Annotated in this window: 28 protein-coding genes; 9 read left to right on the top strand and 19 right to left on the bottom strand. The window is 54.4% G+C overall.

The annotated features are described in order from the left end of the window. Positions 1-289: 289 nt before the first annotated feature. Positions 290-1,228: a transcriptional regulator LrhA gene (gene lrhA / locus ACOQH0_RS15805; RefSeq protein WP_089597911.1), complete on the bottom strand. Its 939-nt coding sequence runs from the start codon at positions 1,226-1,228 to the stop codon at positions 290-292. A gap of 938 nt (positions 1,229-2,166) precedes the next feature. Between lrhA and alaA the strand changes: the two genes are divergently transcribed. Both alaA and yfbR read left to right on the top strand, forming a co-directional pair. Continuing rightward, positions 2,167-3,381 (top strand): alanine transaminase AlaA, encoded by a 1,215-nt coding sequence (gene alaA / locus ACOQH0_RS15810; protein WP_008500204.1) that lies wholly within the window; start codon positions 2,167-2,169, stop codon positions 3,379-3,381. 118 nt (positions 3,382-3,499) lie between these two features. Beyond that, the gene (gene yfbR, locus ACOQH0_RS15815; protein ID WP_010433329.1) at positions 3,500-4,099 is read left to right on the top strand and encodes a 5'-deoxynucleotidase; all 600 of its coding nucleotides are present in this window, start codon (positions 3,500-3,502) and stop codon (positions 4,097-4,099) included. 55 nt (positions 4,100-4,154) lie between these two features. Here yfbR and ACOQH0_RS15820 read toward each other — a convergent pair whose 3' ends face one another. The 4 genes from ACOQH0_RS15820 to yfbV all read right to left on the bottom strand — a co-directional run bounded on the left by ACOQH0_RS15820 (position 4,155) and on the right by yfbV (position 7,776). Then, on the bottom strand, positions 4,155-5,987 hold the full coding sequence (locus tag ACOQH0_RS15820; protein WP_010433326.1) for an SLC13 family permease: 1,833 nt from the start codon (positions 5,985-5,987) through the stop codon (positions 4,155-4,157). Positions 5,988-6,062: 75 nt separating this feature from the next. Then, a complete protein-coding gene (locus ACOQH0_RS15825; protein WP_421510790.1) occupies positions 6,063-6,722 on the bottom strand; it encodes a sugar phosphatase in 660 nt (219 codons plus the stop codon). Positions 6,723-6,733: 11 nt separating this feature from the next. Continuing rightward, a complete protein-coding gene (locus ACOQH0_RS15830) occupies positions 6,734-7,228 on the bottom strand; it encodes a YfbU family protein (RefSeq protein ID WP_010433320.1) in 495 nt (164 codons plus the stop codon). 92 nt (positions 7,229-7,320) lie between these two features. Next, on the bottom strand, positions 7,321-7,776 hold the full coding sequence (gene yfbV, locus ACOQH0_RS15835) for a terminus macrodomain insulation protein YfbV (RefSeq protein ID WP_010433317.1): 456 nt from the start codon (positions 7,774-7,776) through the stop codon (positions 7,321-7,323). 337 nt (positions 7,777-8,113) lie between these two features. Here yfbV and ackA point away from each other — a divergent pair, with 337 nt between their 5' ends. Continuing rightward, the gene (gene ackA / locus ACOQH0_RS15840) at positions 8,114-9,316 is read left to right on the top strand and encodes an acetate kinase (protein WP_010433314.1); all 1,203 of its coding nucleotides are present in this window, start codon (positions 8,114-8,116) and stop codon (positions 9,314-9,316) included. 76 nt (positions 9,317-9,392) lie between these two features. Continuing rightward, positions 9,393-11,534, top strand: coding sequence for a phosphate acetyltransferase (pta, locus tag ACOQH0_RS15845; RefSeq protein WP_421510791.1), 2,142 nt, complete (start codon positions 9,393-9,395; stop codon positions 11,532-11,534). Between the two features lie 110 nt (positions 11,535-11,644). On the opposite strand, the gene ACOQH0_RS15850 is transcribed toward pta, so the two are convergent. The 5 genes from ACOQH0_RS15850 to ACOQH0_RS15870 all read right to left on the bottom strand — a co-directional run bounded on the left by ACOQH0_RS15850 (position 11,645) and on the right by ACOQH0_RS15870 (position 15,627). Beyond that, a complete protein-coding gene (locus ACOQH0_RS15850; RefSeq protein WP_421510792.1) occupies positions 11,645-12,598 on the bottom strand; it encodes a transketolase family protein in 954 nt (317 codons plus the stop codon). Further along, positions 12,591-13,421, bottom strand: coding sequence for a transketolase (locus ACOQH0_RS15855; RefSeq protein WP_420984934.1), 831 nt, complete (start codon positions 13,419-13,421; stop codon positions 12,591-12,593). Before ACOQH0_RS15855 ends, ACOQH0_RS15850 begins: the two co-directional genes overlap by 8 nt. After that, positions 13,418-14,809 carry a PTS ascorbate transporter subunit IIC gene (locus ACOQH0_RS15860; protein ID WP_421510793.1) on the bottom strand — a complete coding sequence of 464 codons (1,392 nt, stop codon included), beginning with the start codon at positions 14,807-14,809 and terminating at the stop codon, positions 13,418-13,420. Before ACOQH0_RS15860 ends, ACOQH0_RS15855 begins: the two co-directional genes overlap by 4 nt. Positions 14,810-14,830: 21 nt before the next feature. Next, positions 14,831-15,103 carry a PTS sugar transporter subunit IIB gene (locus ACOQH0_RS15865; protein ID WP_003861447.1) on the bottom strand — a complete coding sequence of 91 codons (273 nt, stop codon included), beginning with the start codon at positions 15,101-15,103 and terminating at the stop codon, positions 14,831-14,833. Positions 15,104-15,183: 80 nt separating this feature from the next. Further along, positions 15,184-15,627, bottom strand: coding sequence for a PTS sugar transporter subunit IIA (locus ACOQH0_RS15870; RefSeq protein ID WP_421510794.1), 444 nt, complete (start codon positions 15,625-15,627; stop codon positions 15,184-15,186). Positions 15,628-15,863: 236 nt separating this feature from the next. Between ACOQH0_RS15870 and ACOQH0_RS15875 the strand changes: the two genes are divergently transcribed. Beyond that, positions 15,864-16,883, top strand: coding sequence for a LacI family DNA-binding transcriptional regulator (locus ACOQH0_RS15875; protein WP_010433293.1), 1,020 nt, complete (start codon positions 15,864-15,866; stop codon positions 16,881-16,883). A gap of 3 nt (positions 16,884-16,886) precedes the next feature. On the opposite strand, the gene yfcD is transcribed toward ACOQH0_RS15875, so the two are convergent. Genes yfcD through yfcF form a run of 3 tightly spaced genes read right to left on the bottom strand, consistent with a single transcriptional unit; the run spans position 16,887 to position 18,761 of the window. Beyond that, the gene (yfcD, locus tag ACOQH0_RS15880; protein ID WP_010433290.1) at positions 16,887-17,453 is read right to left on the bottom strand and encodes an NUDIX hydrolase YfcD; all 567 of its coding nucleotides are present in this window, start codon (positions 17,451-17,453) and stop codon (positions 16,887-16,889) included. Between the two features lie 55 nt (positions 17,454-17,508). After that, positions 17,509-18,060, bottom strand: coding sequence for a phosphodiesterase (gene yfcE, locus ACOQH0_RS15885; RefSeq protein ID WP_010433287.1), 552 nt, complete (start codon positions 18,058-18,060; stop codon positions 17,509-17,511). Between the two features lie 56 nt (positions 18,061-18,116). Next, positions 18,117-18,761 (bottom strand): glutathione transferase, encoded by a 645-nt coding sequence (gene yfcF, locus ACOQH0_RS15890; protein WP_218307716.1) that lies wholly within the window; start codon positions 18,759-18,761, stop codon positions 18,117-18,119. Positions 18,762-18,900: 139 nt separating this feature from the next. Here yfcF and yfcG point away from each other — a divergent pair, with 139 nt between their 5' ends. From yfcG to ACOQH0_RS15910, 4 genes are all read left to right on the top strand, one after another. Further along, the gene (yfcG, locus tag ACOQH0_RS15895; protein ID WP_010433282.1) at positions 18,901-19,530 is read left to right on the top strand and encodes a GSH-dependent disulfide bond oxidoreductase; all 630 of its coding nucleotides are present in this window, start codon (positions 18,901-18,903) and stop codon (positions 19,528-19,530) included. Between the two features lie 75 nt (positions 19,531-19,605). After that, entirely contained in the window at positions 19,606-19,974 is a 369-nt protein-coding gene (folX, locus tag ACOQH0_RS15900; protein WP_010433280.1) for a dihydroneopterin triphosphate 2'-epimerase, read from the top strand. 13 nt (positions 19,975-19,987) lie between these two features. Continuing rightward, positions 19,988-20,881 (top strand): TIGR01777 family oxidoreductase, encoded by an 894-nt coding sequence (locus ACOQH0_RS15905; RefSeq protein ID WP_148400455.1) that lies wholly within the window; start codon positions 19,988-19,990, stop codon positions 20,879-20,881. A gap of 44 nt (positions 20,882-20,925) precedes the next feature. Continuing rightward, entirely contained in the window at positions 20,926-21,435 is a 510-nt protein-coding gene (locus ACOQH0_RS15910; protein ID WP_218307718.1) for a GNAT family N-acetyltransferase, read from the top strand. 129 nt (positions 21,436-21,564) lie between these two features. Here the strand turns inward: ACOQH0_RS15910 and hisP are convergent, their stop codons facing one another. From hisP to ACOQH0_RS15940, 6 genes are all read right to left on the bottom strand, one after another. Next, positions 21,565-22,338, bottom strand: coding sequence for a histidine ABC transporter ATP-binding protein HisP (gene hisP, locus ACOQH0_RS15915; protein WP_010433274.1), 774 nt, complete (start codon positions 22,336-22,338; stop codon positions 21,565-21,567). A gap of 8 nt (positions 22,339-22,346) precedes the next feature. After that, a complete protein-coding gene (locus ACOQH0_RS15920; protein WP_010433272.1) occupies positions 22,347-23,060 on the bottom strand; it encodes an ABC transporter permease in 714 nt (237 codons plus the stop codon). Beyond that, positions 23,057-23,743: a histidine ABC transporter permease HisQ gene (locus ACOQH0_RS15925; protein WP_089597903.1), complete on the bottom strand. Its 687-nt coding sequence runs from the start codon at positions 23,741-23,743 to the stop codon at positions 23,057-23,059. The genes ACOQH0_RS15920 and ACOQH0_RS15925 overlap by 4 nt, the downstream gene beginning before the upstream one ends. Before the next feature lie 88 nt (positions 23,744-23,831). Then, positions 23,832-24,614: a histidine ABC transporter substrate-binding protein HisJ gene (hisJ, locus tag ACOQH0_RS15930; RefSeq protein ID WP_010433264.1), complete on the bottom strand. Its 783-nt coding sequence runs from the start codon at positions 24,612-24,614 to the stop codon at positions 23,832-23,834. A 225-nt stretch (positions 24,615-24,839) separates the two neighbouring features. Beyond that, positions 24,840-25,622, bottom strand: a complete 783-nt coding sequence (gene argT / locus ACOQH0_RS15935) for a lysine/arginine/ornithine ABC transporter substrate-binding protein ArgT (protein WP_014171026.1) — start codon at positions 25,620-25,622, stop codon at positions 24,840-24,842. Between the two features lie 290 nt (positions 25,623-25,912). Beyond that, positions 25,913-26,482: a UbiX family flavin prenyltransferase gene (locus ACOQH0_RS15940; RefSeq protein ID WP_010433259.1), complete on the bottom strand. Its 570-nt coding sequence runs from the start codon at positions 26,480-26,482 to the stop codon at positions 25,913-25,915. Between the last annotated feature and the right edge of the window lie 64 nt (positions 26,483-26,546).

Raw genomic sequence — 26,546 nt, forward strand, 5'->3', positions numbered from 1 at the left:
CCCAAATAGGAGTATTTTCTTGATCTGAGACACGCTTTTGTTAATTCAATCAAGAAACCGGCAACATATTTCCTGTTTTTTTAACATTGAATGGGGAAGCGGCAAGGTAGAACGGAAAACGAACACGATTTAACCAAAACAATCTATCTCACTGATATTTAAAGCTTACATGATCTAACCCTGTATTCGGAAAGGGTATTTTTACCAAAAAAAAACCACTTCACGCGAAAATCGCGCGAGTGGCTCTTTTTTACACTTACAATTTGTTACGAGAATTTTGAGTGTTTGATCACTCAAAGTCCCCTTCAACGATCAGGGAGTCATCCCCCCCTTCCGGAGTAACATGCTCGTATTGCCAGGGATTATGGTAGTTTTCCATCGCCTCAAACACGACTTTTGCCAGCTCGTTATTGCTGGTTGCGTTGTGGCATAACAGATACTCCGTATCCGGCAACGCAGGAAGACCATCACTTTTACCCAACACGCGGAGATCCGGACTCATCATTTCCACCGGACGCGCTGTTACGCCGAGCCCCGCTTTCACGGCAGCTCGAACAGCGGGTAGCGTTGAGGCCACATAGGCCAAACGCCACGGAATGTTGGCCTCATTGAGCGCCGACAGCACCATATCCCGGAACGGACTTGGATCATCCAGTAAGACCAATGGAATGGGCTCACCTTGTTGCAGTACATATTCAGCCGCGCAATACCAATGCGTTGGAGAAGTCCGCAGCGTCAGACAATCAAATTGCCCAGGACGATGCGTCGTGACCACCAGATCCACTTCATTCTCTTTGAGCATCTCAATCATAAAAGCATTACGCTTTACGCTAACATCCAGCGCAAGCTTCGGATAAACCGAACTGATACGATTGAGAAGAAACGGCAATATCGTATCCGCTGACTCATCAGATGCGCCTAATGTTAACACCCCCTGGAGGTTGCTAAACATTAAAGACATACATGCTTCATCATTAAAGCGAAGTATTTTCCTGGCATAACCCAGTAGCTGGATACCGTGTTCCGTTAAGAGCTTATTACGTCCATGACGTGCAAAAAGCTCTTTACCGACCAGTTGCTCCAGCCGCTGCATTTGCTGGCTAACGGCAGACTGGGTTCGGCAAACTGCGGCAGCAGCTGCTGCAAAAGTGTTGAGATCGGCGACCGCAACAAACGTTCTCAGCAGATCGAGGTCGAGATTCATTATCGGACGATTTGCATTTATCATATCTATTCACTTTCAGGTTGCTCGTGCGGAGCTGCCCGGGTTGAAGCTGTGTGTAACAGTTAAGCAATTCCCTCTGAAGGTTTCCCTCGCATCCCGGCCCGGCAGACTGCCTGACAGATAGTTATTGTGCTGCTGTATATCAACAGTCAGAAAGCACGTTTCATGACGTTATTTTTATTCTCTTAAACGTTCAGAATATTTAGATGTTCGCAGGTTTCTGTAAATTACATTAAAGGTATGACACCTTTACGGCCATCTTTATCGCAGCGCGGTTAACGTAGCAGGATGTGTTCGGCACACACCAGCCAGAGATAAATCCAACAATAACAATCAATTAATTTAGAAAAGCGGATCCAGATATACAAAACATAGGGCTCTGGCGCCTGCTTTCCTGAAAGACATCTTAACCCAAATCCACTTTATTTATAAGTCTTATTGCAATATTAAGGATTAAGAGGGACTGTTAAGCCTCTCAACTAATTTTATTAAAATTAACTAAAGTTGCATTTTGTTGGTTAATAATAAATAAATTTTAATTTAGATTAAGACCATTCATTAATAACACTTAACATTAATTTCACATGAGTAACTTTTAGCCTAAGCATACTATTCCAACAGTCTGTCTCGAAGCATCTGATTTTACGAAAAGTCACTTAGGGGAACTTCTTACTGCGTATTGGGCATGTTTTTTATTTTTATCAGCATAATATGAAATACAACTCAAAATAAACAGCACAATAAACTTCAGAACATACTTATCACATTACTTTAGCACAACAGAACTCACTGCAAGCAGTGAAATAGATTCCACAGGAATTGACGCATTGTACAAAATCTTCTCCTGTACACCCTTCAAAACGAAGCGAGGGGGGAGTACATTGTTCCGTGCAGACTTCCACGGCAGGGAGTGGCAATACTAGCGAAAAGGTTAAAGGTTCATGTCCCCTATCGAAAAATCCAGCAAACTAGATAACGTCTGTTACGACATCCGCGGCCCGGTTCTGAAAGAGGCCAAACGCCTTGAAGAGGAAGGCAATAAGGTTCTGAAACTCAACATTGGTAACCCTGCGCCATTTGGTTTTGAAGCGCCGGATGAAATTCTGGTTGATGTGATCCGCAACCTTCCTACTGCACAAGGCTACTGCGATTCAAAAGGACTCTATTCCGCGCGTAAAGCCATCATGCAGCACTATCAGGCGCGCGGTATGCGTGACGTAACCGTTGAAGATATCTATATCGGCAACGGCGTCTCTGAACTGATTGTGCAGGCGATGCAGGCGCTGCTGAACAGCGGCGACGAAATGCTGGTACCTGCGCCGGACTACCCGCTGTGGACGGCGGCCGTGTCGCTGTCGAGCGGTAAAGCCGTTCATTATCTCTGTGACGAGTCCTCTGACTGGTTCCCGGACCTTGATGATATTCGCGCGAAAATTACGCCTCGCACGCGTGGCATCGTGATCATTAACCCGAACAACCCGACGGGTGCGGTCTATTCGAAAGAACTGCTGATGGAGATCGTCGAGCTCGCCCGCCAGCACAACCTGATCATTTTTGCCGACGAAATCTACGACAAAATCCTGTACGACGCGGCACAGCACCACTCGATCGCCGCGCTGGCCCCGGATCTGCTGACCGTCACCTTTAACGGCCTGTCTAAAACCTACCGCGTAGCCGGTTTCCGTCAGGGCTGGATGGTTTTAAACGGTCCGAAAAAGCACGCCAAAGGCTACATTGAAGGGCTGGAAATGCTGGCGTCGATGCGTTTATGTGCCAACGTTCCTGCACAGCACGCGATCCAGACGGCGCTCGGCGGTTATCAGAGCATTAGCGAGTTCATCGTTCCCGGTGGTCGCTTGTATGAACAGCGTAACCGCGCGTGGGAGCTGATCAACGATATCCCGGGCGTCTCCTGCGTGAAACCTAACGGCGCGCTCTATATGTTCCCGAAAATTGACGCGAAGCGCTTCAATATTCACGACGACCAGAAGATGGTGCTCGACTTCCTGCTGCAGGAAAAAGTGCTGCTGGTTCAGGGTACGGCGTTTAACTGGCCGTGGCCGGATCACGTGCGCATTGTGACCCTGCCGCGCGAAGATGACCTCGAAATGGCCATCAGCCGCTTCGGGCGCTTCCTCTCTGGATACCATCAGTAACGTTGCCTTTCTGCCGGGTGGCGCTGCGCTTGCCCGGCCTACAAAATCCGCAAATTTGCATCTTGCCTCCCCTCCCCGCACAATGAACGCATGTCGCAGTAAAGACAAAAGGTAACCTATGAGTCAGAGTCATTTCTTTGCCCACCTCTCCCGCCTGAAGCTGATCAACCGCTGGCCGCTGATGCGCAACGTCCGCACGGAAAATGTTTCAGAGCACAGCCTGCAGGTTGCGATGGTCGCTCACGCGCTGGCCGCCATAAAGAACCGCAAATTTAACGGGCAGGTCAACGCTGAACGTATTGCCCTGCTGGCGATGTACCATGATGCCTCGGAAGTGCTGACCGGCGATCTGCCAACGCCAGTGAAATATTTCAACTCGCAGATTGCGCAGGAATACAAGGCAATTGAGAAGATTGCTCAGCAGAAGCTGATCGATATGGTGCCGGATGAATTACGCGATATCTTTGAGCCGCTTATCGATGAACATCAGTACACGGAAGATGAAAAGTCGCTGGTGAAGCAGGCCGACGCGCTGTGTGCCTACCTGAAATGTCTGGAAGAGCTGTCTGCAGGGAATAACGAGTTTTTACTGGCGAAAACGCGTCTGGAAAAAACGCTGGAGTCCCGCCGCAGCGAAGAGATGGATTATTTTATGCAGGTGTTTGTGCCGAGCTTCCATCTGTCGCTGGATGAGATTAGCCAGGATTCACCGTTGTAATTTTTTTCGCCGGGTGGCGGCTTCGCCTTACCCGGCCTACGTTTCTGCGCTCACGCTAAAACGGGAATAAAACCGGAATTAACACCACGCACACCACCATTACCAGCACGGTGAACGGCACGCCAATCTTAACGAAATCGCTGAATCTATAATTCCCGGGCCCCAGCACCAGCGTATTCACTGGTGAAGATACCGGTGTCATAAATGCCGCGGAGGCCGCCATCGCCACCATCATCGCGAACGGATACGGCGACACGCCCATGGATTTCGCCATCGCCAGTGCAATAGGCGCCATCAGTACCGCCGTCGCGGTATTGGAAATAAACAGGCCGATGGAGGCGCACATGATAAACAGACAGACCATCATCATGTACGGCCCATACCCGCCGCCAACGTCCATTAAGCCCTTAACGATCAAATCCACCCCGCCGGTTTTTTGCAACGCCAGCGCAAAGGGCATCATCCCGACAATCAGAATAATGCTCGGCCAGTGAATGGCTTTATACGCGCTTTCGGCGTCAATGCAGCGGAATTTCCCCATCAGCAGGCAGGCGATGATGGCCGCGACCGGATTGGGGATTTCATCGGTCAGCATGAGTGCGACCATCAGCACCAGACAGAAAATCGCGTGAGGTGCCTGGCTGTGCGCCGGGGACGCATCGCTCTCTTCAACCGGCATATTGAGCACCACAAAATCACGCCCTTTTTGCCCGAGTTGGCTAATCAGCTTCCAGTTACCGACGACGAGAAAGATGTCACCCAGCAGGATCGGCTCATCCACCACTGCGCCTTCCATCGCCACGCCATCGCGCTTTAGTCCCACGACGTTCAAACCATAGCGGGTGCGGAAGCCGACTTCGCGCACGGTTTTCCCCAACAGCTCCGATTCCGGGATCAGCGATACTTCGGCCATTCCGACATCCAGCGCCTGGTCGGAGAAATACTCGCCGCGCAGCACCATCGGCTCCAGCAACTGTTCGCTGCAAAACTCACGCAGGTCTACCTCTGCGGTGGACATATCAATCAGCAGAACGTCCCGCGCGCGGAATTCCGACACCCCGTTAACGTTGACAATCACCCGGCGGAAACGACGCCAGCGCTCCACGCCGATGACGTTCGCACCGTATCGTTCACGGAGCTTAAGATCGTCCAGCCGCTGGCCAATCATCGGTGAGCCGGGGCGAATAGCCAGACGTCGTGCACGCCCGGTGAGACGGTACTCTTTAATCAAATCGCGAAAGGTGCGTCGCTTCCAGCCCTCTTTGCTTTTATCCTGATTTTCACCTTTCAGGGCAAAACGGGTCAGCAGCATGTAGACCACGCCCATCACCAGAACGACCAGCCCAATCGGGGTAACGCTGAAAAAACTGAAGCCCTGGAATCCTTCGCGGATCAGTTCACTGTTGACGACCAGGTTTGGCGGCGTCGCCACCAGCGTCATCATGCCGCTGATCAAACCGGCAAAGCTCAGGGGCATCATCAGGCGCGAAGGTGAGATTTGCATCCTCATGGAGACGCTCAGCACCACCGGAATAAAGATGGCGACCACGCCCGTTGAGCTCATAAACGCCCCCAGTCCGGCAACCGTCACCATCAGGTAGATCAGCATTTTGGTTTCACTGCTGCCCGCCACCTTCACCAGCCACGTTCCCATGATGGTCGCTACGCCGGTGCGCACCAGCCCGTCCCCAATGATAAACAGGGCGGCGATAAGAATAACGTTGGGGTCGCTAAACCCGGAGAATGCCTCGGGTAGCGTGAGCGTGCCGCTCAGCACAAACGCGACGATGACAAACAGGGCGACGGCATCCATGCGCACCTTGCCTGTAGCGAAAAGAATGATGGCGATTAACAGCAGGCTCAGGACCCAAATCAGTTCACCGTTCACAACCTATCCTTGTCAGTGGAAGATAAAGAATTCTGCCATAAAAAAGCCCCAACAATGTGGGGCTATATCATGGGATTACATTTTTAGCGAGACGGTTACAACTCCGCCGGGTCCCTTCGTGACGTTAATCGCGGTCAGTGTATTCAGCACAAAATCCGCCTCACTCAATCGTGGAGAGTCCGCCGGGACGTTAACGGCGATCACGTGGCTCCCTGCGTTAAGCCCGGCCAGCACGCCGGCCGTTGCATCTTCCACCACCACGCAGTCCGCCGGTGCAAGGCCCAGCAGCTCTGCCCCAAGCAAGAACGCATCCGGCTCTGGCTTGCCGCGCTTGACGCGCTCTGCAGTAATGAACACCTCTGGCTTCGGTAAACCCGCCGCCTTATGGCGAGCATGGGCTACGGGAATGGAGCCGGAGGTCACAATGGCCCACGGAATATGTGCTTCGTTCAGATGTTCAAGCAGCTCGCGCGCGCCCGGCAGCGCGGTGATGCCTTCCGTATCGGTAGCCTCAATGTTCTCGAGGTATTTGAACTCTGCCTGAATCTCTTCCTCAGTACGTCCCGCTAAGAAGTGTCGCAAGGAGGTAATGGCCTGTTTGCCATGGATGAAATTCAGTACGTCCTGATGGTCGATGCCGTGCCTGTCGGCCCAATGGCACCATGAACGCTCCACTACCGGCAGCGAATCCACCAGCGTACCGTCCAGATCAAACAGAAAACCTTTACACTGCACACGTACCTCCGTCATGCATTAATGATTTGTTGAATTTCGTTGCTGCTTAAATGGTACTGGCGCGGGCAGGAATGCCATACGCCCAGCATGCGCTGGTATTTTTCCCACATTGGGGTTTGCGCGTTAAAGCCGTGAGTACCCGCATCAAAATGGGTATAGCGCCCTTCGGTGTTCACCATAAAGCGAACGTAGCTCAGGTAGCGCGCTTCCGTTGCGGCATCAAAGCCTAAGAAGGTTACGCGGCGCTCGTCAATGGACTGGCGATCTTTGAGATTCGTCCAGGACACATGCAGCGCATGATACATCTCCATGATGTCGATCACGATGCGGCAGGTCTCTTCTTTCAGTTCGCCAAACTCGCGATCCAGTTCGCGCATCTGTAAACCAAACCCGCGTTCGACGATAGTTTGCAAGCGGCTGTAGCGTTCTGCGTTATCGGGATCAAGCATAGTCATCATCTTGTACTGGTTAGACAAAATCAGACGTTGGGCATGGGTCATTTCCATCTTTCGACTCCTGTAGCGCATTGCACTTTAAAAAAAAGACACGGTAACTGTTTGTTACTGTGCCTTCTTTTATTAGTCGTTTCGATGATCAATCACAAGTCATCAAGGAATGTTTTATCAAGTTGCTTAAAAGCGCGCTTGAGCGTGTCAGCCAGCGCCTGGTAATCAGGCTTGCCTTCGACCGGTGCCAACGCCTGTCCGGCTTCCTCAAGTTTTCCACGGACTTCATAAAACCAGTGTAAAATTGTAGGCGGCAGCGGCGTAATTGAGCGTTTCCCCAGCCACCATAGCCCCTGCATCGGCAGGCTCAGCGCAAAGAGCGCGGTGGCGACGGCGGGTCCAAGCTGGCCGCCGAGGGCAATTTGCCAGCACAGGGTAAAGATGGCAACAGGGGGCATAAAGCGAATCGCAAAGCGCGTGGCGCGGATAGTGCGATTCTCTATAAACATCGGCGCGAGGCGCTTTTCCAGTGGCCACGTCTTCGCGTAATGCTGCCCCCGACGAAACAGACTAAAGAAATTCACGGATGGGTTTTCGGGTGTCGACATGGCTGTACCTCAACTTCACATATAAAAATTAAAATTTTTGTGCAAAACCACAACAGGCTATGACAACGTTCAAAATATTTTGTCATCGCTACCCCGTATCGGGTATCCTGTGCCAGCCTGATAAGGCCGTAGACGAGAACCGTTAACTCGTCAAATTATCGCATATTATGCCATTGACTGAAAAATGTTCAAAATGGCATAAAATCATAGGTATTTCTTTCATCATGCCGGAATGTTCGCCTGGCATGATGTTAATCATAAATGTCTGGGTCATCATGCGTTACGCTTTTAGACTCACTGACGTTTTTTTAGCCACGTATCAATAATAGGTACTTCCATGTCGAGTAAGTTAGTACTGGTTCTGAACTGCGGTAGCTCCTCACTGAAATTCGCCATCATCGATGCGCTCAACGGTGACGAGTACCTCTCTGGTTTGGCCGAATGTTTCCATCTGCCTGAAGCACGTATCAAGTGGAAGATGGACGGCAGCAAACAAGAAGCGGCTTTAGGTGCAGGCGCCGCTCACAGTGAAGCGCTGAACTTTATCGTTAACACTATTCTGGCACAAAAACCAGAACTGTCTGCTCAGCTGACTGCGATTGGTCACCGTATCGTCCACGGCGGCGAAAAATACACCAGCTCCGTCGTGATCGACGAATCTGTGATTCAGGGCATCAAGGACTCTGCGTCCTTCGCGCCGCTGCACAACCCGGCTCACCTGATCGGTATCGCTGAAGCGCTGAAATCCTTCCCGAATCTGAAAGACAAAAACGTGGCCGTGTTTGACACCGCGTTCCATCAGACCATGCCGGAAGAGTCTTACCTGTATGCCCTGCCGTACAGCCTGTACAAAGAGCATGGCGTTCGTCGTTACGGCGCACACGGCACCAGCCACTTCTATGTGACTCAGGAAGCCGCAAAAGTTCTGAACAAGCCGGTTGAAGAAGTCAACATTATCACCTGTCACCTGGGCAACGGTGGTTCTGTTTCTGCTATCCGCAACGGTAAATGTGTTGATACCTCTATGGGTCTGACCCCGCTGGAAGGTCTGGTGATGGGTACCCGTTCCGGCGACATCGACCCGGCGATCATCTTCCACCTGCACGACACCCTGGGCATGAGCGTTGACGACATCAACAAAATGCTGACCAAAGAGTCTGGCCTGCTGGGTCTGACCGAAGTGACCAGCGACTGCCGTTACGTTGAAGACAACTACGCAGAGAAAGCAGACGCTAAACGTGCAATGGACGTTTACTGCCACCGTCTGGCGAAGTACATCGGTTCTTACACTGCACTGATGGAAGGCCGTTTGGACGCGGTAATCTTCACCGGTGGTATTGGTGAGAACGCGGCAATGGTTCGTGAACTGTCCCTGGGCAAACTGGGCGTTCTGGGCTTCGAGGTTGATCACGAGCGTAACCTGGCTGCCCGCTTCGGCAAGTCTGGCTTCATCAACAAAGAAGGTACCCGCCCTGCTATCGTTATTCCAACTAACGAAGAGCTGGTCATCGCGCAAGACGCGAACCGTCTGACTGCCTGATTCCACACCGCCAGCAATGCTGGCGGTGCTGTTTTGTAACCCGCCCAATCGCGGCGGTAACGAAAGAGGATAAACCGTGTCCCGTACTATTATGCTGATCCCTACCGGAACCAGCGTCGGCCTGACCAGCGTCAGCCTTGGCGTGATCCGTGCTATGGAACGCAAAGGCGTTCGTCTGAGCGTCTTTAAGCCAATCGCCCAGCCGCGTGCCGGTGGCGATGCGCCAGACCAGACCACCACCATCGTTCGCAAGAACTCCAATCTGCCAGCGGCTGAACCGCTGAAGATGAGCCACGTTGAATCTCTGCTGTCAAGCAACCAGAAAGACGTGCTGATGGAAGAGATCATCGCCAACTACCACGCTAACGCGCAAGACGCGGAAGTGGTGCTGGTTGAAGGTCTGGTCCCGACGCGCAAACACCAGTTTGCCCAGTCTCTGAACTTTGAAATCGCGAAAACCCTGAACGCAGAGATCGTTTTCGTGATGTCTCAGGGCACTGACACCCCAGAGCAGCTGAACGAGCGTATCGAACTGACGCGCAGCAGCTTCGGCGGCGCGAAAAACACCAACATCACCGGCGTGATCGTGAACAAACTGAATGCGCCAGTGGATGAACAGGGCCGTACTCGCCCTGACCTGTCCGAGATCTTCGACGACTCTTCTAAAGCGAAAGTCATCAAAATTGATCCGGCTAAGCTGCAGGGATCCAGCCCGCTGCCAGTACTGGGCTCGGTGCCATGGAGCTTCGATCTGATTGCCACCCGTGCAATCGATATGGCGCGCCACCTGAACGCCACCGTGGTTAACGAAGGCGACATCAACACCCGCCGCGTGAAGTCTGTGACCTTCTGTGCGCGCAGCATTCCGCACATGCTTGAGCACTTCCGCGCAGGTTCCCTGCTGGTGACCTCCGCAGACCGTCCGGACGTGCTGGTTGCAGCGTGCCTGGCCGCGATGAACGGCGTGGAAATCGGTGCGATCCTGCTGACCGGTGCCTACGAGATGGACCCACGTGTCAGCAAGCTGTGCGAACGCGCGTTCGCCACCGGCCTGCCGGTCTTCATGGTGAACACCAACACCTGGCAGACCTCCCTGAGCCTGCAGAGCTTCAACCTGGAAGTACCGGTTGATGACCACGAGCGTATCGAGAAAGTTCAGGAATACGTTGCGGGCTACATCAACGCAGACTGGATCGAATCCCTGACGGCGACCTCCGAGCGCAGCCGCCGTCTGTCTCCTCCAGCATTCCGTTACCAGCTGACCGAGCTGGCGCGTAAAGCGGGCAAACGCGTTGTTCTGCCAGAAGGCGACGAACCACGTACCGTTAAAGCCGCTGCTATCTGTGCAGAGCGCGGCATCGCGACCTGTGTGCTGCTGGGTAACCCGGATGAGATCACCCGCGTGGCGGCGTCTCAGGGCGTTGAGCTGGGCGCTGGCATCGAAATCGTTGACCCAGAAGTGGTTCGCGAAAGCTACGTAGCCCGTCTGGTTGAGCTGCGTAAGAGCAAAGGCATGACCGAAGCCGTTGCGCGCGAACAGCTGGAAGACAACGTGGTGCTGGGCACGCTGATGCTGGAGCAGGACGAAGTTGACGGTCTGGTTTCCGGTGCGGTTCACACCACGGCGAACACCATCCGTCCACCGCTGCAGCTGATCAAAACTGCACCGGGCAGCTCTCTGGTTTCTTCCGTATTCTTCATGCTGCTGCCTGAACAGGTTTACGTTTACGGCGACTGCGCGATCAACCCGGATCCAACTGCAGAACAGCTGGCGGAAATCGCTATCCAGTCCGCGGACTCTGCGATTGCCTTCGGTATCGAACCGCGCGTTGCGATGCTCTCCTACTCCACCGGTACCTCTGGTGCAGGTAGCGACGTAGAGAAAGTGCGTGAAGCGACCCGTCTGGCGCAGGAAAAACGTCCTGACCTGATGATCGACGGTCCGCTGCAGTACGATGCTGCGGTAATGGCTGACGTTGCGAAATCCAAAGCGCCGAACTCGCCGGTTGCAGGTCGCGCTACCGTGTTCATCTTCCCGGATCTGAACACCGGTAACACCACCTACAAAGCGGTACAGCGTTCTGCAGACCTGATCTCCATCGGGCCAATGCTGCAGGGCATGCGCAAACCTGTGAACGACCTGTCCCGTGGCGCGCTGGTTGACGATATCGTCTACACCATCGCTCTGACCGCGATCCAGTCTTCGCAGCAGCAGTAAGCTAAAAGCCCGGTGGCGCTAGCGCTTACCGGGCCTACGGTTTTGTAGGCCGGATAAGCGAAGCGTCATCCGGCAAGAAAGGCGACCACTCATCTGGTCGCCTTTTTTATTTACAGCAACTCTCTCGCCGCCGACACAATGTCATGTGCCGTCAGGCCATACTCCTTCTGCAGGAAATCCTGCGTACCTACCTGGCCGTAACGCTCCTTGATGCCCACCCGCCGCATCGGTACCGGACAGGTTTCCACCAGCACTTCCGCCACCGCCGATCCCAGCCCGTTGTGAATGCTGTGGTTTTCACAAGTGACGATGCGCCCGGTTTTCTCGGCGTAGTTTTTCACCAGCATCCGGTCGATGGGCTTCAGGGTAAACATGTCGATAACCGCCGCGCTTACGCCCTCCTGCTCAAGCTGGCGAGCCGCCTCCAGCGCTTCCGCCACCATGATGCCATTGGCGATCAACGTAATATCACTCCCCTCTCGCAGCACGTTGCCTTTGCCAATGGTGAAGGTTGAGCCCGGGGCGTAGACGCTCGGCGCCTGTTTACGAATGGTCCGCACCCAGTAGAAGCCTTCGAGGTCGATAAGCTGGCGCAGCACGTCCTCGAACATCACCGCGTCGGTCACCTCCAGCACCACCGAGTGCGCCAGGCCGCGTACGATGCCCATATCCTCAAATGACATATGTGTCCCGCCGTTGTGGCAGGCCGTCACGCCCGCGTCCGACGCAATCACCTTCACGTTGTTACGCTGGTAGTCCAGGGACATAAACAGCTGATCGAAGCAGCGGCGGCTGGCAAACGCGGTAAAGGTGTGTACGAACGGCTTACGTCCGGTAAGCGACAGCCCCGCCGCAGTGCCGATGACGTTGGCCTCCATAATCCCGCAGTTAATCACGTGCTGCGGATAATCGCGCGCCACGCCGTCCATCGCCATCGAGCTCATCAGATCCGCTTCCAGGGCGATAATCTCACTTCCTGCCTCAATCTGCTTTGCCACAAAGCCCGCGTAGACCTTACGCATCTCAACGGCGTCTTTCTCTCCTGCCGGTGCAACCTTAATCATGTGAAGCCTCCAGTTGGCGAATCGTCTCGTTGAGGGCCGCTTTGCTCTCCGCGGTCAATCGCAGGTGGTGCGAGTTGCTGAGCTGCTCCAGATACGGCACCCCCTGCCCTTTGATGCTGTCGAGGATGACAACTAATGGACGCGCTTCGGCCTCGGGGACACGCGACGTTACCGCCAGCAGACCCGGAATGTCGTCGCCCTTCACCGTCGCCACGTCAAAGCCAAAGGCGCGGAATTTCCCCTCCAGGTCGAACGCGCTGATGATCTCGTCCAGCTCGCCGTCGAGCTGCTGCTTGTTCCAGTCCACGAACACCGTCAGGTTGTTCAGCCGATGATGGGCGATAAACTGGAAGGCTTCCCAGCATTGTCCCTCGTTCAGCTCGCCGTCACCGACGATGCAAAACACCCGATTCGGTCGCCCTGCCAGCTTGTGCGACAGCGCCATACCGCCCGCAATGGAAATACCCTGTCCCAGCGAGCCGGTGGTGGCATCCACGCCGCGCGTTTTCAGGCGGTCCGGGTGGCTTGGCAGCCGCGTGCCGTTTTGGTTGAGCGTGCTCAGCTCTTCAGCGGGGAAGTAGCCCTTGATCGCCAGCGTGCTGTAGAGCGCCGGGCCCGCGTGTCCTTTCGACAAGACAAAATAGTCTCGCTCTGGCCAGTCAGGATCCGCCGGGTCGATTTTCATCACCGCGCCGTACAGCACGGCCAGGGTTTCAACCACCGACATACTGCCGCCGTAGTGGCCAAAGCCCAGTTGCGTCAGGGATTTCAACGTCTCAAGACGGATCTGACGCGCGAGTTCGGTTATCTCTTTCTCATTCATGATTTGGCTCCGGTGTTTTCCTGCGCGTTACCGCCCGCAGGTTTGTTTTTCGCGAAGACGTTGTACGCCACCAGCAGCGCGAACAACGCCACAACCAGCCCGGTAATAGCAAGCGGCGACAGGAAGCGCGCCAGGTTGCCGAGCACAATCCCGACCGCACCGAAATCAGCGTCCGAGAAGGTGGTGTTGGCAAAACCAATTGCGCCCAGCACCGGCAGTAGCAGAACCGGCAGGAAGGTGATCAGCAGGCCGTTAGCAAAGGCACCAATCATTGCCCCGCGACGTCCGCCGGTAGCATTACCGAACACGCCCGCCGTTGCGCCGGTGAAGAAGTGCGGTACCACGCCCGGGAGGATCAACACCCAGCTGAACTGGCCGCAGATGAACAACCCCACAATCCCGCCGAGGAAGCTGAACAGGAAGCCAATCAGCACCGCGTTTGGCGCATACGGATACACCACCGGGCAGTCCAGCGCGGGGCGCGCGTTGGGCACCAGTTTTTCCGAGAAGCCGGTAAAGGCCGGGACGATTTCCGCCAGTATCAGGCGTACGCCCTGCAGGATGATGAACACGCCCGCCGCGAAGGTGATGGCCATGATGATGGCGTAGACCAGGTAGTTCTGGCCACCGCTGAAGGTCGCCTCTACGTACTCACGTCCGGCGCTCACCGCCAGGATGAGGTAGATAATCATCATGGTCAGGGAGATGGAGATCGAACTGTCGCGCAGGAAGCTCAGGTTCTTCGGCAGGTTCATCTCTTCCGTTGAGCGGGAGCCCTTACCGACCTTGCTGCCAATCCAGCCGGACAGCACGTAGCCCAGCGTGCCGAAGTGGCCGAAGGCAATCTCATCGTTGCCGGTTATGCGCTTCATGTAGCGCTGCGCAATCGCCGGGAAGAAGGCCATGATCAGGCCGAGGATCAGCGAGCCGGTAAAGACCAGCCCCACGCCCTCAAAGCCCGCCACCGTCAGGATCACGCCAATCATGCACGCCATGTAAAAAGTGTGGTGACCTGTCAGGAAGATATATTTCAGGCGGGTAAAGCGCGCGACGATAATATTCGCCACCATCCCAAAGGCCATAATCAGCGCGGTCGAGGCACCGTATTTTTCCAGCGCAATCGACACAATCGCTTCATTGTTTGGAATAATGCCCTGAATAGTAAAGGCGTGCTCAAACATTCCGCCCAAAGGATTTAACGACCCCACCAGCACCGTGGCGCCGCCGCCCAGCACAATAAAGCCGAGAATAGTTTTAATTGTTCCTTTCACCACGTCCGAAAACGCTTTTTTCTGCGCAACCAGACCGATTAAGGCAATTAATCCCACCAGCACCGAAGGGACTTTTAAAATATCAACAATGAAATTCAGCGTTTCAAGGATAAACATATCCACCTCGCCTAATCAGGGTTATTGTCTTTCGAACCAGGCACGCAGCTGCGCTTCAAGTTCGTTGATGTCGATGATGTTGTTGATCACCACCAGCTGGCTTTCCGGCACGCTGGCACTGGCCGCGATGTCCTTTGCCATCACGAACAGGTCGGCTGCGCCAGGCGTGGCAGACGAGAGATCGGAGTGTTCAACCTCTGCCTCAATTTCCAGCTTTTTAAGTACCTTTTTGATATTCATTTCGACCATAAAACTGCTGCCAAGGCCGGACCCGCAAATAGCCATGATTTTCATTGTTGTTCCCTTATTTTGAGTAGAGTACGCCCCACCACGCTGACGCGTAATGTTGTGAATAATCGGATTAAAGAATTAAATCAGAAGCGGTCAATAATGGTTTTTATCTCCTCCCGCGTATTCGCCTGATGTAATTCAGCCATATCCTCATCGCTGGAAAATAATTCTGCTAGCGCCGAGATCATTTCGATATGGCTATGTTTGTCCGGTGCCGCCAGCATGACTATCACGTCGACGGGGTCAAACTCACCGGCACCGAAAGAGACGCCTTTTTTCAGTTTTAATAATGACAGGCCGAGTCCTTTCGCCCCTTCTTCCGGCCGCGCATGCGGCATCGCCAGCCCTGGTGCCAGCACGTAATAAGGACCCAAAGTATGATGCTGCTCGATGATAGCCGTGATGTATTCCGGCGAAATCACCTGCAAATCCAGCAGCGGCTTCGCGCACAGCTCCAGCGCCTGCGGCCAGTCCTCTACGCTCTCATGCAGCGTGATGGTTGTATCATATATCCATTTTTTGAGCACTTTGCCCTCCGGCTACAACGCTAAAGATGAGCAAACTTTATTCAACACCTCAACGAATGACTGCGATCAGGATCACAAAGATAGCGCTACCAATAGTTAACATGCAGAAATGTGATAGCGCTATCAAATTGCAATCACGGTGCTAAATCACAGCAAAAAAAGGGATTTAAGGCGTATACTGCCTTTCACGTGAAGCGAAGGATGAAAGTAGTCGCGCCCTGTTAGCAGGAAGGTGTATGTCTCTAACCCGAAAACGACGCAGTACCGGTAAGGTGACGCTGGCCGATGTCGCACTGCTTGCCGGTGTGGGCACTATGACCGTGTCCCGTGCGCTCCGCACGCCCGAACAGGTTTCCGATAAACTGCGAGAAAAAATAGACGCTGCGGTGCAGGAGCTGGGCTACATGCCTAATCTTGCGGCCAGCGCGCTGGCGTCAGCCTCTTCATGGACGATCGCAATGGTTGTTCCTAACCTCTCCGAAGCCGGTTGCTCAGAGATGTTCGCCGGTCTACAGCAGGTGCTGCAACCCGCCGGATATCAGATCATGCTGGCAGAGTCCCAGCATCGTCTTGAGCAAGAAGAGAAATTACTGGAAACGCTGCTGGCGTCAAATATCGCCGCCGCCATTTTGCTCAGCGTCGAGCACACGGATACCGTGCGCCACTGGCTGAAAAATGCCTCCATTCCGGTGATGGAAATGGGGGCGATGCGCGCCGATCCGATTGATATGAATATCGGCATTGATAACGTCGCCGCCATGTACGAACTGACGGAGATGGTGATTCAGCGCGGCTATCAAAATATCGGCCTGTTGTGCGCAAACCAGGAGCAGTGGATTTTCCAGCAGCATTTGCAGGGCTGGTACAAAGCCATGCTTCGCCACCATTTGTCGCCGAACAGAGTGATTAACGCCGCCATGCCGCCAAATTTCTCCACGGGCGCGGCACAGTTGCCGGAATTCCTGCTGGCCTGGCCGGAGCTGGATGCGCTGGTGTGCGTCTCGGACGAACTGGCCTGCGGGGCACTCTACGAATGCCAGCGTCGACGCATTAAAGTGCCGGACGATCTAGCAGTGGTAGGCTTTGGCGATAGCGACGTGAGCCGCGTCTGTCAGCCGCCGCTGACGACCATGGCGGTACCGCATCGTAAGATTGGAATTGAGGCCGGGAAAGCGTTGCTGGAACGTCTGAATGATGGAGACTGGCGCGACCATAAACCTATCGCGTCCAGCCTCTGTCTGCGGGAAAGCTGTTAAGGCTTACTCAGCCTCTTCCTCTTTTTCCGCTTTGCTTTCTGGCTTAGCGGATTCGTTTTTGGCGTTGCGGGTCATCCACAGCGCCAGTGCTTTTAAGGAGTCCGGGGTGAACTCGTCGCAACGCGCGGTGATCTCTTCCGGCGTCATCCAGCAGACTTCGCTCACTTCCTCTTCCTGCAGGGCGAAAGGCCCGTGAGAGACACAGCTAAACAGCCCGCCCCAGACGCGACAGTTTTCGTCCTCGAAATAGAACTGGCCGTGCTCGGCAAACGGCACACCGGCGATACCTAACTCTTCTTCTGCTTCGCGACGCGCGGAATCCAGCAGCACTTCATCTGCCTGCACAACGCCGCCCGCCGTGGCATCCAGCATACCGGGGAGAAAATCTTTGGTGTCCGTGCGGCGCTGGACCAGAATCTTGCCCATGCCGTCATGCACAACGATGTATGTTGCACGGTGACGCAGACGCTCCGCGCGCATTTGTTCGCGGCTGGCCTGCGCGATCACTTCGTTCTCTTCGCTGACAATGTCAACCCACTCAGTACTTGCCAAATGATTCTGCTCCACCATCGGGAAACCTTCTCGTCTAAGCGCTCTTTCGGCGCGTTTGCAGTTGAGGTGTAACTTACGGATTAATCGCTATCTGCGCAATAACTTGCTGATCATTAAGTGCGATAACGCTCAGGGTATTTCCGTCCAGCATGCCATAGCTTGCCGGATAACCGCCTTTCGGAATGCTGACCGAACCGGGGTTAAAGTGATAAATCTCACCGCGTTTTTCCGCTACCGGAATATGAGTATGACCATAAACCAGGACATCGCCAGCAGCGAGTGCAGGAAGGTTATCCGGGCTAAAAAGATGACCGTGAGTCAAAAAAAGACGGCTCTTTTCCAGCAGGACCTGCTGCCAGGGCGCGGTGATGGGAAAATGCAGCAGCATCTGGTCAACTTCACTGTCGCAGTTACCGCGCACCGCGATAATATGCGAGGCATGCTCATTCAGTTTTTCCGCCACCTGCGCGGGTGCATAACCTTCCGGCAACGCATTTCGCGGGCCATGGTTTAACACATCGCCCAGCACCACCAGCCACTGTGCCCCGCTTTCGGCAAACAGAGAAAGAACGCGCTCGGTAGCGGGCAGCGATCCATGGATATCCGACGCAAACATCAGTTTCATCAGTCACTCCTCAGGAAAACAGACTGCCCCTATCATACCTGAAGCACCAGGGCTTATCAGCCCGCGCGCTTAGCGGAGAGTGCCACATAGCGCTGTACGGAAGCGCGCTGCCACTGGAATGCAGCATAATCCACCAGCAGTTGAGGAACCTCGTCGCCATTAAGGATCAGACGGTTCAGCATCAGCGCCAGATCGGTATCCGCAATGCACCACTCGCCGAAGAGATTCGGGTTACCGTGCGCCAGCAACGCAGACGCGGTCTCAATCAGCTTTTGCGCACTGGCGCTGCCCTCCGCGCTCAACGCGGGCTTTTTCACGGCGGCGAAAACCACGTCAGTGGAACGTTCAACGCGGATCGGTACCAGATCGCTGCGCAACCACGCCTGGATCTGCCGTGCACGGGCGCGCTTTTGCAGATCGTGAGGATAAATGCGCTCCCACTCCGGCGGCGCAAAGCGATCTTCAAGGTATTCATCGATCGCCGAGGATTCGCTCAATGCAAAACCGTCAATCTCCAGCACCGGCACGCGTCGGGTCAGGTCGTAACCCTGCCACTGCGGTTTCAGGTGTTCGCCACTGTCCAGATCGATGGTCTTCAGGGTGAAAGACAATCCTTTTTCCGCCAGAGCGACGTAAACGCTCATCACATAGGGTGAAAAATAACAGGCATCGGACCACAACGTTATCGCAGGCTGGTTCATAACTTCCTCATTGGCTGAACGGTTTTCACTCAACATATAATCTCTTTGGCTCGCTGTCACTTGATGAAAACTCACGATTTACAACAGGCACCTATACTGATTTTTATGGCATCACTTTTCACACTAACAGGAGTTGAGAATGATCGACCTTTACTATGCCCCTACCCCAAACGGCCATAAAATCACCCTTTTTCTGGAAGAAGCCGAACTGGAGTACCGGATCATTCGCGTGGATATCAGCAAAGGCGATCAGTTCAGGCCGGTCTTTCTGGCGATATCGCCCAACAATAAAATTCCGGCCATTATTGATAATCTTCCTGCCGACGGCGGCAGACCGTTAAGTCTGTTTGAATCCGGGGAGATTTTGCTCTATCTGGCGGAGAAATCCGGCAAGCTGCTTAGCGGTGAACTGCGTGAGCGTCACCACACCCTGCAATGGCTTTTCTGGCAGTCGAGCGGTCTCGGGCCGATGCTCGGGCAAAATCATCACTTTACCGCCTACGCCCCGCAGCCCATTCCTTATGCTATAGAACGTTATCAGGTTGAAACCCAGCGGTTATATGGCGTGCTAAATCGTCGGCTGGAGAAAACGCCGTGGCTTGGCGGCGATCATTACAGCATTGCCGACATCGCCTGCTGGCCGTGGATCAACACCCATGAAAAACACCGAATTGACCTGGCGACATACCCTGCCGTGAATAACTGGTTTGAACGGATTCGGACCCGCCCTGCGACCGAGCGCGCCATGCAAATAATCCAGCAGATTTAGACCACTGCCCCGTTGGGTGCATGACGCGCTCTCATGTATTATGGGCAGCAAATACTGACACGGAGAAGACCTGCAATGTCACAGCATGACGCGATTATACGTATAAAAAATTTACGCTTACGGACGTTCATCGGTATCAAAGAGGAAGAGATTGCCAACCGGCAGGATATTGTCATCAATGTGGTTATTCACTACCCCGCAGACAAAGCGCGGGCCAGCGAAGATATCAATGACGCGCTGAACTATCGCACAATCACCAAAAACATTATCCAGTACGTGGAGAACAACCGCTTCTCTTTGCTGGAAAAATTAACTCAGGATGTGCTCGACATCGCACGCGAACATCACTGGGTCACTTATGCTGAAGTCGAGATCGATAAACTTCACGCCCTGCGTTACGCCGACTCCGTTTCCATGACGTTAAGCTGGCGACGCCAGGCATAAACCTGGAGGTTGTATGAAGATTCTGCTGACCGGCGGTACGGGCCTGATTGGCCGTCATCTCATTCCCCGTCTGCACGCGCTGCATCACGAGATTACCGTGGTGACGCGCAGCCCGGAGAAAGCACGTCAGGTGCTGGGGGCAGGTGTCGACATCTGGAAAGGTCTGGCTGAGCAGCAGAATCTGGACGGCTTTGACGCCGTCATCAACCTCGCGGGTGAACCCATTGCCGACAAGCGCTGGACCGAAGAGCAGAAGCAGCGGTTGTGCAGCAGCCGCTGGACTATCACCGAGAAGCTGGTCGAGCTGATTCGCAACAGCCATACGCCGCCATCGGTGCTCATTTCAGGCTCTGCGACGGGCTATTACGGCGATCTCGGCGAAGTGGTGGTGACCGAAGAGGAGCCGCCGCATAATGAATTTACCCATAAACTCTGCGCCCAGTGGGAGCGTATCGCCTGCGCGGCGCAGAGCGATCGTACCCGCGTCTGCCTGCTGCGTACCGGCGTGGTACTTGCGCCGAAAGGCGGCATTCTGGGTAAAATGCTTCCTCCCTTCAAGCTGGGGCTCGGCGGGCCAATTGGCAACGGGCGTCAGTATCTGGCGTGGATCCACATCGACGATATGGTGAACGGCATTATCTGGCTGCTGGATAACGATCTGCGCGGGCCGTTTAACATGGTTGCGCCCTATCCGGTGCGTAATGAACAGTTTGCCCACGCGCTGGGGCATGCCCTGCATCGTCCGGCGATTTTACGCGTGCCTGCGACGGCGATCCGGCTGTTGATGGGAGAATCATCGGTGCTGGTGCTGGGCGGGCAGCGCGCGCTGCCAAAACGTCTGGAAGCGGCCGGGTTTGCCTTCCGCTGGTATGATTTAGAAGAGGCGCTGGGGGATGTGGTGCGCTGAATATGTTACAGTGATACGCCATGTTCCGATGAAATGGCGTAACAATGGCAACCATCACCACTCCCCGGCTTCACCTGACTCCTTTCGAACCCTCTGACTGGGCGTTCTTCCGCTCGCTGCGCGAAAACCGCGACGTCATGCGCTATATGGCCGCTATTGCACCCGAAAAAGAGACCCGACGCGTGTTTGCCGCACGCCTGATGGCGGAGTATGTTTTCGTTATTCGTTTTCAGGATGACGATACGCCGCTGGGCGATATCGGCCTGCAAATCAGCCCTGAGAACCGTGAAGAGGCGGATATCGGCTACACGGTTGTGCCTGCCGCGCAGGGAAAAGGCATCGCCAGCGAGGCGCTGCGCGCGGTATGTGACTATGCGTTTAGCCAGACCAGCGTAAAAGCGATTAACGCGTACGTGCTGGCGGACAACGGCGGATCTGTGCGGGTGCTAGAGAAAGCGGGGTTTGTGCGTACGCTGGTGCTGGAAAAGGCGTATGAGATTGACGGCGTACGGTATGACGACTGGGTGTATCGGCTGGAGTGTGCTGCGGTTTGATGCCCTCACCCCGGCCCTCTCCCACAGGGAGAGGGAGAACACCCAGCCCGTAGGCCCGGTAAGCGAAGCGCCACCGGGCGATTTGGCGGTACTGCGGTCTCCCACTGGGAGAGGGGAGAAGGGCAAAACCTACTTCAACGATCCCTTCAGGAACTGCTGCAAACGCGGGCTTTGCGGGTTCGCTAACACCTCGTCCGGATGCCCCTGCTCTTCAATTTTCCCCTGATGCAGGAAAATAACGTGGTTGGAGACGTTACGGGCAAAGCCCATCTCGTGCGTCACCACCACCATCGTTTTGCCCTCTTCAGCCAGCTTCTGCATGATGCGCAGCACTTCGCCAACGAGTTCCGGGTCCAGCGCGGAGGTCGGTTCGTCGAACAGCAGCACTTCTGGCTCCATCGCCAGCGCGCGGGCGATGGAGACACGCTGCTGCTGACCGCCGGAGAGATGCACCGGGTACTTCATCTGCTGGCGCTCGTCGATACCCACTTTCGCAAGGTATTTCACCGCGCGTTCGCGGGCTTCCTGCTTGCTCAGACCCAGTACCTGAACCGGAGCTTCCATCACGTTCTCCAGCACCGTCATGTGGCTCCAGAGGTTGAAGTGCTGGAACACCATCGTCAGGCGCGTACGCAGCAGGCGCAACTGATGCTTATCTGCCACCTTCAGCTGGCCGTCTTTATCGCGCACCAGATTGATATTCTGTCCGCTCACCACGATCGAGCCTTCGCTCGGCTTTTCGAGGAAGTTAATGCAGCGCAGGAAGGTACTTTTACCCGAACCGGATGAGCCGATAATACTGATCACATCGCCTGCGTTAGCCTGCAGCGACACCCCTTTCAGCACTTCATGTTCGCCGTAGCGTTTGTGCAAATCAATAACGTTTAATTTGTTCTCAGCCATCATCTTTCTCAGTGCGTCGAAGGTTTTATATGCTGCAACCAGCGTTTTTCAGCCTTACGGAACAGGCTAATCAGAACATAAGAGATAATTAAATAGAGCACGGCCGCAATGCCAAACGCAGTAAACGGCTGATAGGTCGCGGAGTTAATATCGCGCGCGATTTTGAGCAGGTCCGGCACCGTCGCGGTAAAGGCCAGCGCGGTGGAGTGCAGCATCAGAATCACTTCGTTGCTGTACGCAGGCAGCGCAATGCGCAGCGCCGACGGCAGAATGATGCAGCGGTAAAGCTTCACTGAGGAAAAGCCGTACGCACGCGCCGCTTCGATTTCACCGTAAGGGACAGAGCGGATCGCCCCTGCAAAGATCTCAGTGGTATAGGCGCAGGTATTGAGCGTCAACGCCAGCACCGTACAGTTCAGACCGCTGCGGAAGAACGCATTGAGCATCTCTGTGCCTTTCACGATCTCCAGCGTGTACATTCCCGAATAGAACACCAGCAGTTGCACGTACAGGGGCGTACCGCGAAACACATAGGTGAACAGCCAGATCGGGAACTGGATAAATTTGTTGTTCGACACGCGGCCAATGGCGAGAAACACCGCCAGAATACCGCCCATCACCACGGAAGAAATCAGCAGCCAGAGCGTAATCGCCACGCCGGTAAAGCGGTAGCCATCCGTCCACAGCAGGGATTTCCAGTATTCCTGAATAATCTCAATCACAGGTCAGCCCTCTTCACACCCACGGAGTAGCGACGCTCGAGCAGAAGCAGCACACCATTGGAGACCGTCGTAAACACCAGATAAATCACGCCACAGACTACCGCAAAGTAGAAGGGCTCCCAGGTACTCTTGCCCGCCAGCTGAGTCGCTTTGACGACGTCTTCCAGACCAAGCAGCGAGACCAGCGCTGTCGCTTTGAGGATAACCTGCCAGTTGTTTCCGATGCCCGGAAGCGCATAGCGCATCATGGCCGGGAACATGATCCGGCGAAACGTTTGTGAGGAGGTAAAACCAAATGCGGTTGCCGCTTCAATGTGCCCTCTCGGGACGGCCATGTAAGCGCCACGGAAGGTTTCCGTGAAGTAAGCACCGTAGATAAAGCCGAGGGTAATAATACCGGCTACCATCGGGTCGATATCGATCTGTTCCATGCCGACGGCGTCGGTAATGCCGTTCAGCGCGATCTGCAGACCGTAAAAGATCAGCAGCATCAGCACCAGATCGGGTACGCCGCGAATAAGCGTGGTATAGCCTTCGAATATGAGCGCCAGGGGTTTATTCGCCGACAGCTTTGCCCCTGCGCCCGCCAGACCTATCAGCACCGCCAGTACCACGGAGCTGATAGCCAGCTCAAGGGTGACAAGCGCGCCTTGTAAAATAACGCCAGAAAATCCGTACAGCATACCGCGTGCCCTGTCGTGTCGTGAGTGGTGGAACCGTGTCTTTTCCCCTCCCTGAGTGGGAGGGGCCGCACGTTATTTGACGGGGCGATTAGCCGCCGTAAACATTAAAATCAAAGTACTTTTTCGCCAGCTTGTCATAGGTGCCATCAGCACGCATTTCGGCGAAGGCTTTGTTCAGCGCTTCACGCAGCTCGTTGTCTTCTTTGCGCAGGCCCATACCGGTGCCCACACCAAACAGCTTCACGTCCTTAATGGACGGGCCGCCAAATTTGTAATCTTTACCCACCGGCGTTTTCAGGAAGCCTTCGCTTGCCGCGACTTCATCCTGGAATGCCGCATCAATTCGGCCTGCCGTCAGGTCTGCGTAGATATTTTCCTGGCCCTGATAAGAGACGATTTCGATCCCCTTCGGCGCCCAGTGTTCGTTGCCGTAGGTTTCCTGCGTGGTGCCCTGCAGCACGCCGACGCGTTTGCCCTTCAGCGACTCAAGGGTAGGCTGAATGTCTGAAGACTTAGCCACCACCAGACGAGAATCCGCTGCGTAGAGTTTGTCGGTGAAGGCAATCTCCTGCTGGCGTTTTTCAGTGATGGAAAGAGAGGACATGATGACGTCGATTTTTTTCGCTTTCAGCGATGGGATCAGGGCATCCAGCGGGTTCTCAACGTAGGTACATTGCGCTTTAATACGTTTGCACAGCTCATTGGCCAGATCGATGTCAAAACCCACCAGTTCACCCTTCGCATTCTTCGATTCAAAGGGGGCATAGGTAGGGTCAGTACCAATACGAATTTTTTGCGGAACGGCGGCGAATGCCGCGGTGGCGCTGGAAAAGGCCAGTACCAGAGAGAGTGACAACACGAGTTTTTTCATATCTATCCTCAACAAACTGTCTTCATACGGTTTTTTACGACGACGGGGTGCGGTTAATGTGCCATTAATCCACGCTGTCAGGCAAAGAATAATGCCTTTAAGGCGGGATTTTTTGCATTATAAATGCGTAAGTATGCACACGACGACCCAATATGGTGCACACGCTGCACCATATCGGATCACCCACACCAGCGACGCACCAGGTCAGTGCATCACCGTTATGCGTCAGTCACCGTAGACGTTGAAGTCGAAGTATTTCTTCGCCAGTTTGTCATAGGTACCGTCTTTACGCAGCTCAGCGAAGGCTTTGTCAAAGGCGGCTTTCAGCTCGGTATCGTCCTTACGCAGGCCGATACCGGTGCCGTCACCAAAGTATTTTTTGTCTTTCACGGACGGGCCCGCAAAGGCGTACTCTTTACCGGCTGGCTGCTTCAGGAAGCCTTCGCTCGCGGCGACTTCATCCTGGAATGCGGCATCCAGACGGCCTGCTGCCAGGTCAGAGTAAATCAGATCCTGGTTCTGGTAAGCCACCACATCTACGCCCTTCTCACGCCAGTTGGCATTAGCAAAACCTTCCTGCGTCGATCCCTGAAGCACGCCGACATGCTTGCCTTTCAGCGAGTCGATGGTTGGTTGAATCGGGGAGCCTTTGGCGGCAATCAGACGAGAATCCGCAGCGTAGAGCTTGTCAGAGAAGGCGATCTCCTGCTGACGTTTTTCGGTGATGGAGAGAGAAGAGATAATGGCGTCGATTTTTTTGGCTTTCAGCGACGGGATCAATGCGTCAAAGTCGCTGCCCACCCATGTGCATTTCACCGCAATGCGTTTGCACATTTCATTTCCCAGATCGATATCAAACCCCACGAAATCGCCTTTCGCATCCTTGGAAGAGAATGGCGCGTAGGTTGCGTCTGTACCGATACGAACCGTCTGTGGCAGTGCTGCATAGCTACCTGCTGCTGCACTTAACCCCACGAGCAAAGACAGAGCCAGAACCGTCTTCTTCATACATTTACCCTCAAGTACCGTGATTTTATTATGTATTGTGTAGTGTGTTGTGTTGCAGGCTTCTCTTGCAGGTCTTATGCCACATTCCCGTCTGGTCAAAAATTCGACGTTAAATATGTTAATAAAACGTTGCGATATTGCCTTAGTGGTGAAAGATAGCAGGTCTGCCGAACGAACCGGAGAGGGAAGAAGGGAAAAAACGAATTAAATGTCGAGGATATGATCGCCGTTGCATAATTGCCCTGAAACAGGGCAACTTGTCTTTTCATGCACCTTGTTTGTGCACAAATTCAGGCACCCTGCCAGCGGGTGAAGAGGTCTTCCGGCAGGTCTATATCAAACTGATCCAGCACGCGGTTAACGGTCTGGTTGATGATGTCATCCAGCGTTTGCGGGCGATGGTAGAACGCGGGGACCGGTGGCATGATGACAGCCCCCAGTTCAGCCGCCTGCGTCATTAAGCGTAGATGCCCCAGATGCAGCGGTGTTTCCCGCACGCAGAGTACCAGAGGACGACGCTCTTTCAGCACCACATCCGCCGCACGCGTCACCAGGGTATCGGTATAGCTGTTCACAATGCCGGAGAGCGTTTTTATTGAACAGGGCAGGATAACCATACCCGCCGTTTTAAACGAGCCTGAAGAGATACTGGCTGCGATATCGCGGGCATCGTGGACGACATCCGCCAGCGCCTGAACGTCACGCAGGGAAAGGTCGGTTTCAAGGGAGAGGGTCTGGCGCGCCGCCTGGCTCATCACCAGATGGGTTTCCACATCCGCAACGTCACGCAGCACCTGCAACAGACGTACGCCGTAAATCGCGCCGCTGGCACCGCTGATCCCAATAATGAGTCGTTTCATGATTTTTGCCCTTACTGATTCAGGGCAGACTGTGCAGGATTTTGCGGGGAGTTGCAAGTGAGGG

Source organism: Enterobacter sp. JS8-1 (assembly GCF_049187015.1).
Lineage (GTDB): Bacteria > Pseudomonadota > Gammaproteobacteria > Enterobacterales > Enterobacteriaceae > Enterobacter > Enterobacter mori.

Coding starts and splice junctions, on each gene's coding strand:
- lrhA (WP_089597911.1), bottom strand. CDS start 1,228: ATGATAAATGCAAATCGTCCGATAATGAATCTCGACCTCGATCTGCTG.
- alaA (WP_008500204.1), top strand. CDS start 2,167: ATGTCCCCTATCGAAAAATCCAGCAAACTAGATAACGTCTGTTACGAC.
- yfbR (WP_010433329.1), top strand. CDS start 3,500: ATGAGTCAGAGTCATTTCTTTGCCCACCTCTCCCGCCTGAAGCTGATC.
- ACOQH0_RS15830 (WP_010433320.1), bottom strand. CDS start 7,228: ATGGAAATGACCCATGCCCAACGTCTGATTTTGTCTAACCAGTACAAG.
- yfbV (WP_010433317.1), bottom strand. CDS start 7,776: ATGTCGACACCCGAAAACCCATCCGTGAATTTCTTTAGTCTGTTTCGT.
- ackA (WP_010433314.1), top strand. CDS start 8,114: ATGTCGAGTAAGTTAGTACTGGTTCTGAACTGCGGTAGCTCCTCACTG.
- ACOQH0_RS15850 (WP_421510792.1), bottom strand. CDS start 12,598: ATGATTAAGGTTGCACCGGCAGGAGAGAAAGACGCCGTTGAGATGCGT.
- ACOQH0_RS15855 (WP_420984934.1), bottom strand. CDS start 13,421: ATGAATGAGAAAGAGATAACCGAACTCGCGCGTCAGATCCGTCTTGAG.
- ACOQH0_RS15860 (WP_421510793.1), bottom strand. CDS start 14,809: ATGTTTATCCTTGAAACGCTGAATTTCATTGTTGATATTTTAAAAGTC.
- ACOQH0_RS15865 (WP_003861447.1), bottom strand. CDS start 15,103: ATGAAAATCATGGCTATTTGCGGGTCCGGCCTTGGCAGCAGTTTTATG.
- ACOQH0_RS15875 (WP_010433293.1), top strand. CDS start 15,864: ATGTCTCTAACCCGAAAACGACGCAGTACCGGTAAGGTGACGCTGGCC.
- yfcD (WP_010433290.1), bottom strand. CDS start 17,453: ATGGTGGAGCAGAATCATTTGGCAAGTACTGAGTGGGTTGACATTGTC.
- yfcE (WP_010433287.1), bottom strand. CDS start 18,060: ATGAAACTGATGTTTGCGTCGGATATCCATGGATCGCTGCCCGCTACC.
- yfcF (WP_218307716.1), bottom strand. CDS start 18,761: ATGAACCAGCCTGCGATAACGTTGTGGTCCGATGCCTGTTATTTTTCA.
- yfcG (WP_010433282.1), top strand. CDS start 18,901: ATGATCGACCTTTACTATGCCCCTACCCCAAACGGCCATAAAATCACC.
- folX (WP_010433280.1), top strand. CDS start 19,606: ATGTCACAGCATGACGCGATTATACGTATAAAAAATTTACGCTTACGG.
- ACOQH0_RS15905 (WP_148400455.1), top strand. CDS start 19,988: ATGAAGATTCTGCTGACCGGCGGTACGGGCCTGATTGGCCGTCATCTC.
- ACOQH0_RS15910 (WP_218307718.1), top strand. CDS start 20,926: ATGGCAACCATCACCACTCCCCGGCTTCACCTGACTCCTTTCGAACCC.
- hisP (WP_010433274.1), bottom strand. CDS start 22,338: ATGGCTGAGAACAAATTAAACGTTATTGATTTGCACAAACGCTACGGC.
- ACOQH0_RS15925 (WP_089597903.1), bottom strand. CDS start 23,743: ATGCTGTACGGATTTTCTGGCGTTATTTTACAAGGCGCGCTTGTCACC.
- hisJ (WP_010433264.1), bottom strand. CDS start 24,614: ATGAAAAAACTCGTGTTGTCACTCTCTCTGGTACTGGCCTTTTCCAGC.
- argT (WP_014171026.1), bottom strand. CDS start 25,622: ATGAAGAAGACGGTTCTGGCTCTGTCTTTGCTCGTGGGGTTAAGTGCA.
- ACOQH0_RS15940 (WP_010433259.1), bottom strand. CDS start 26,482: ATGAAACGACTCATTATTGGGATCAGCGGTGCCAGCGGCGCGATTTAC.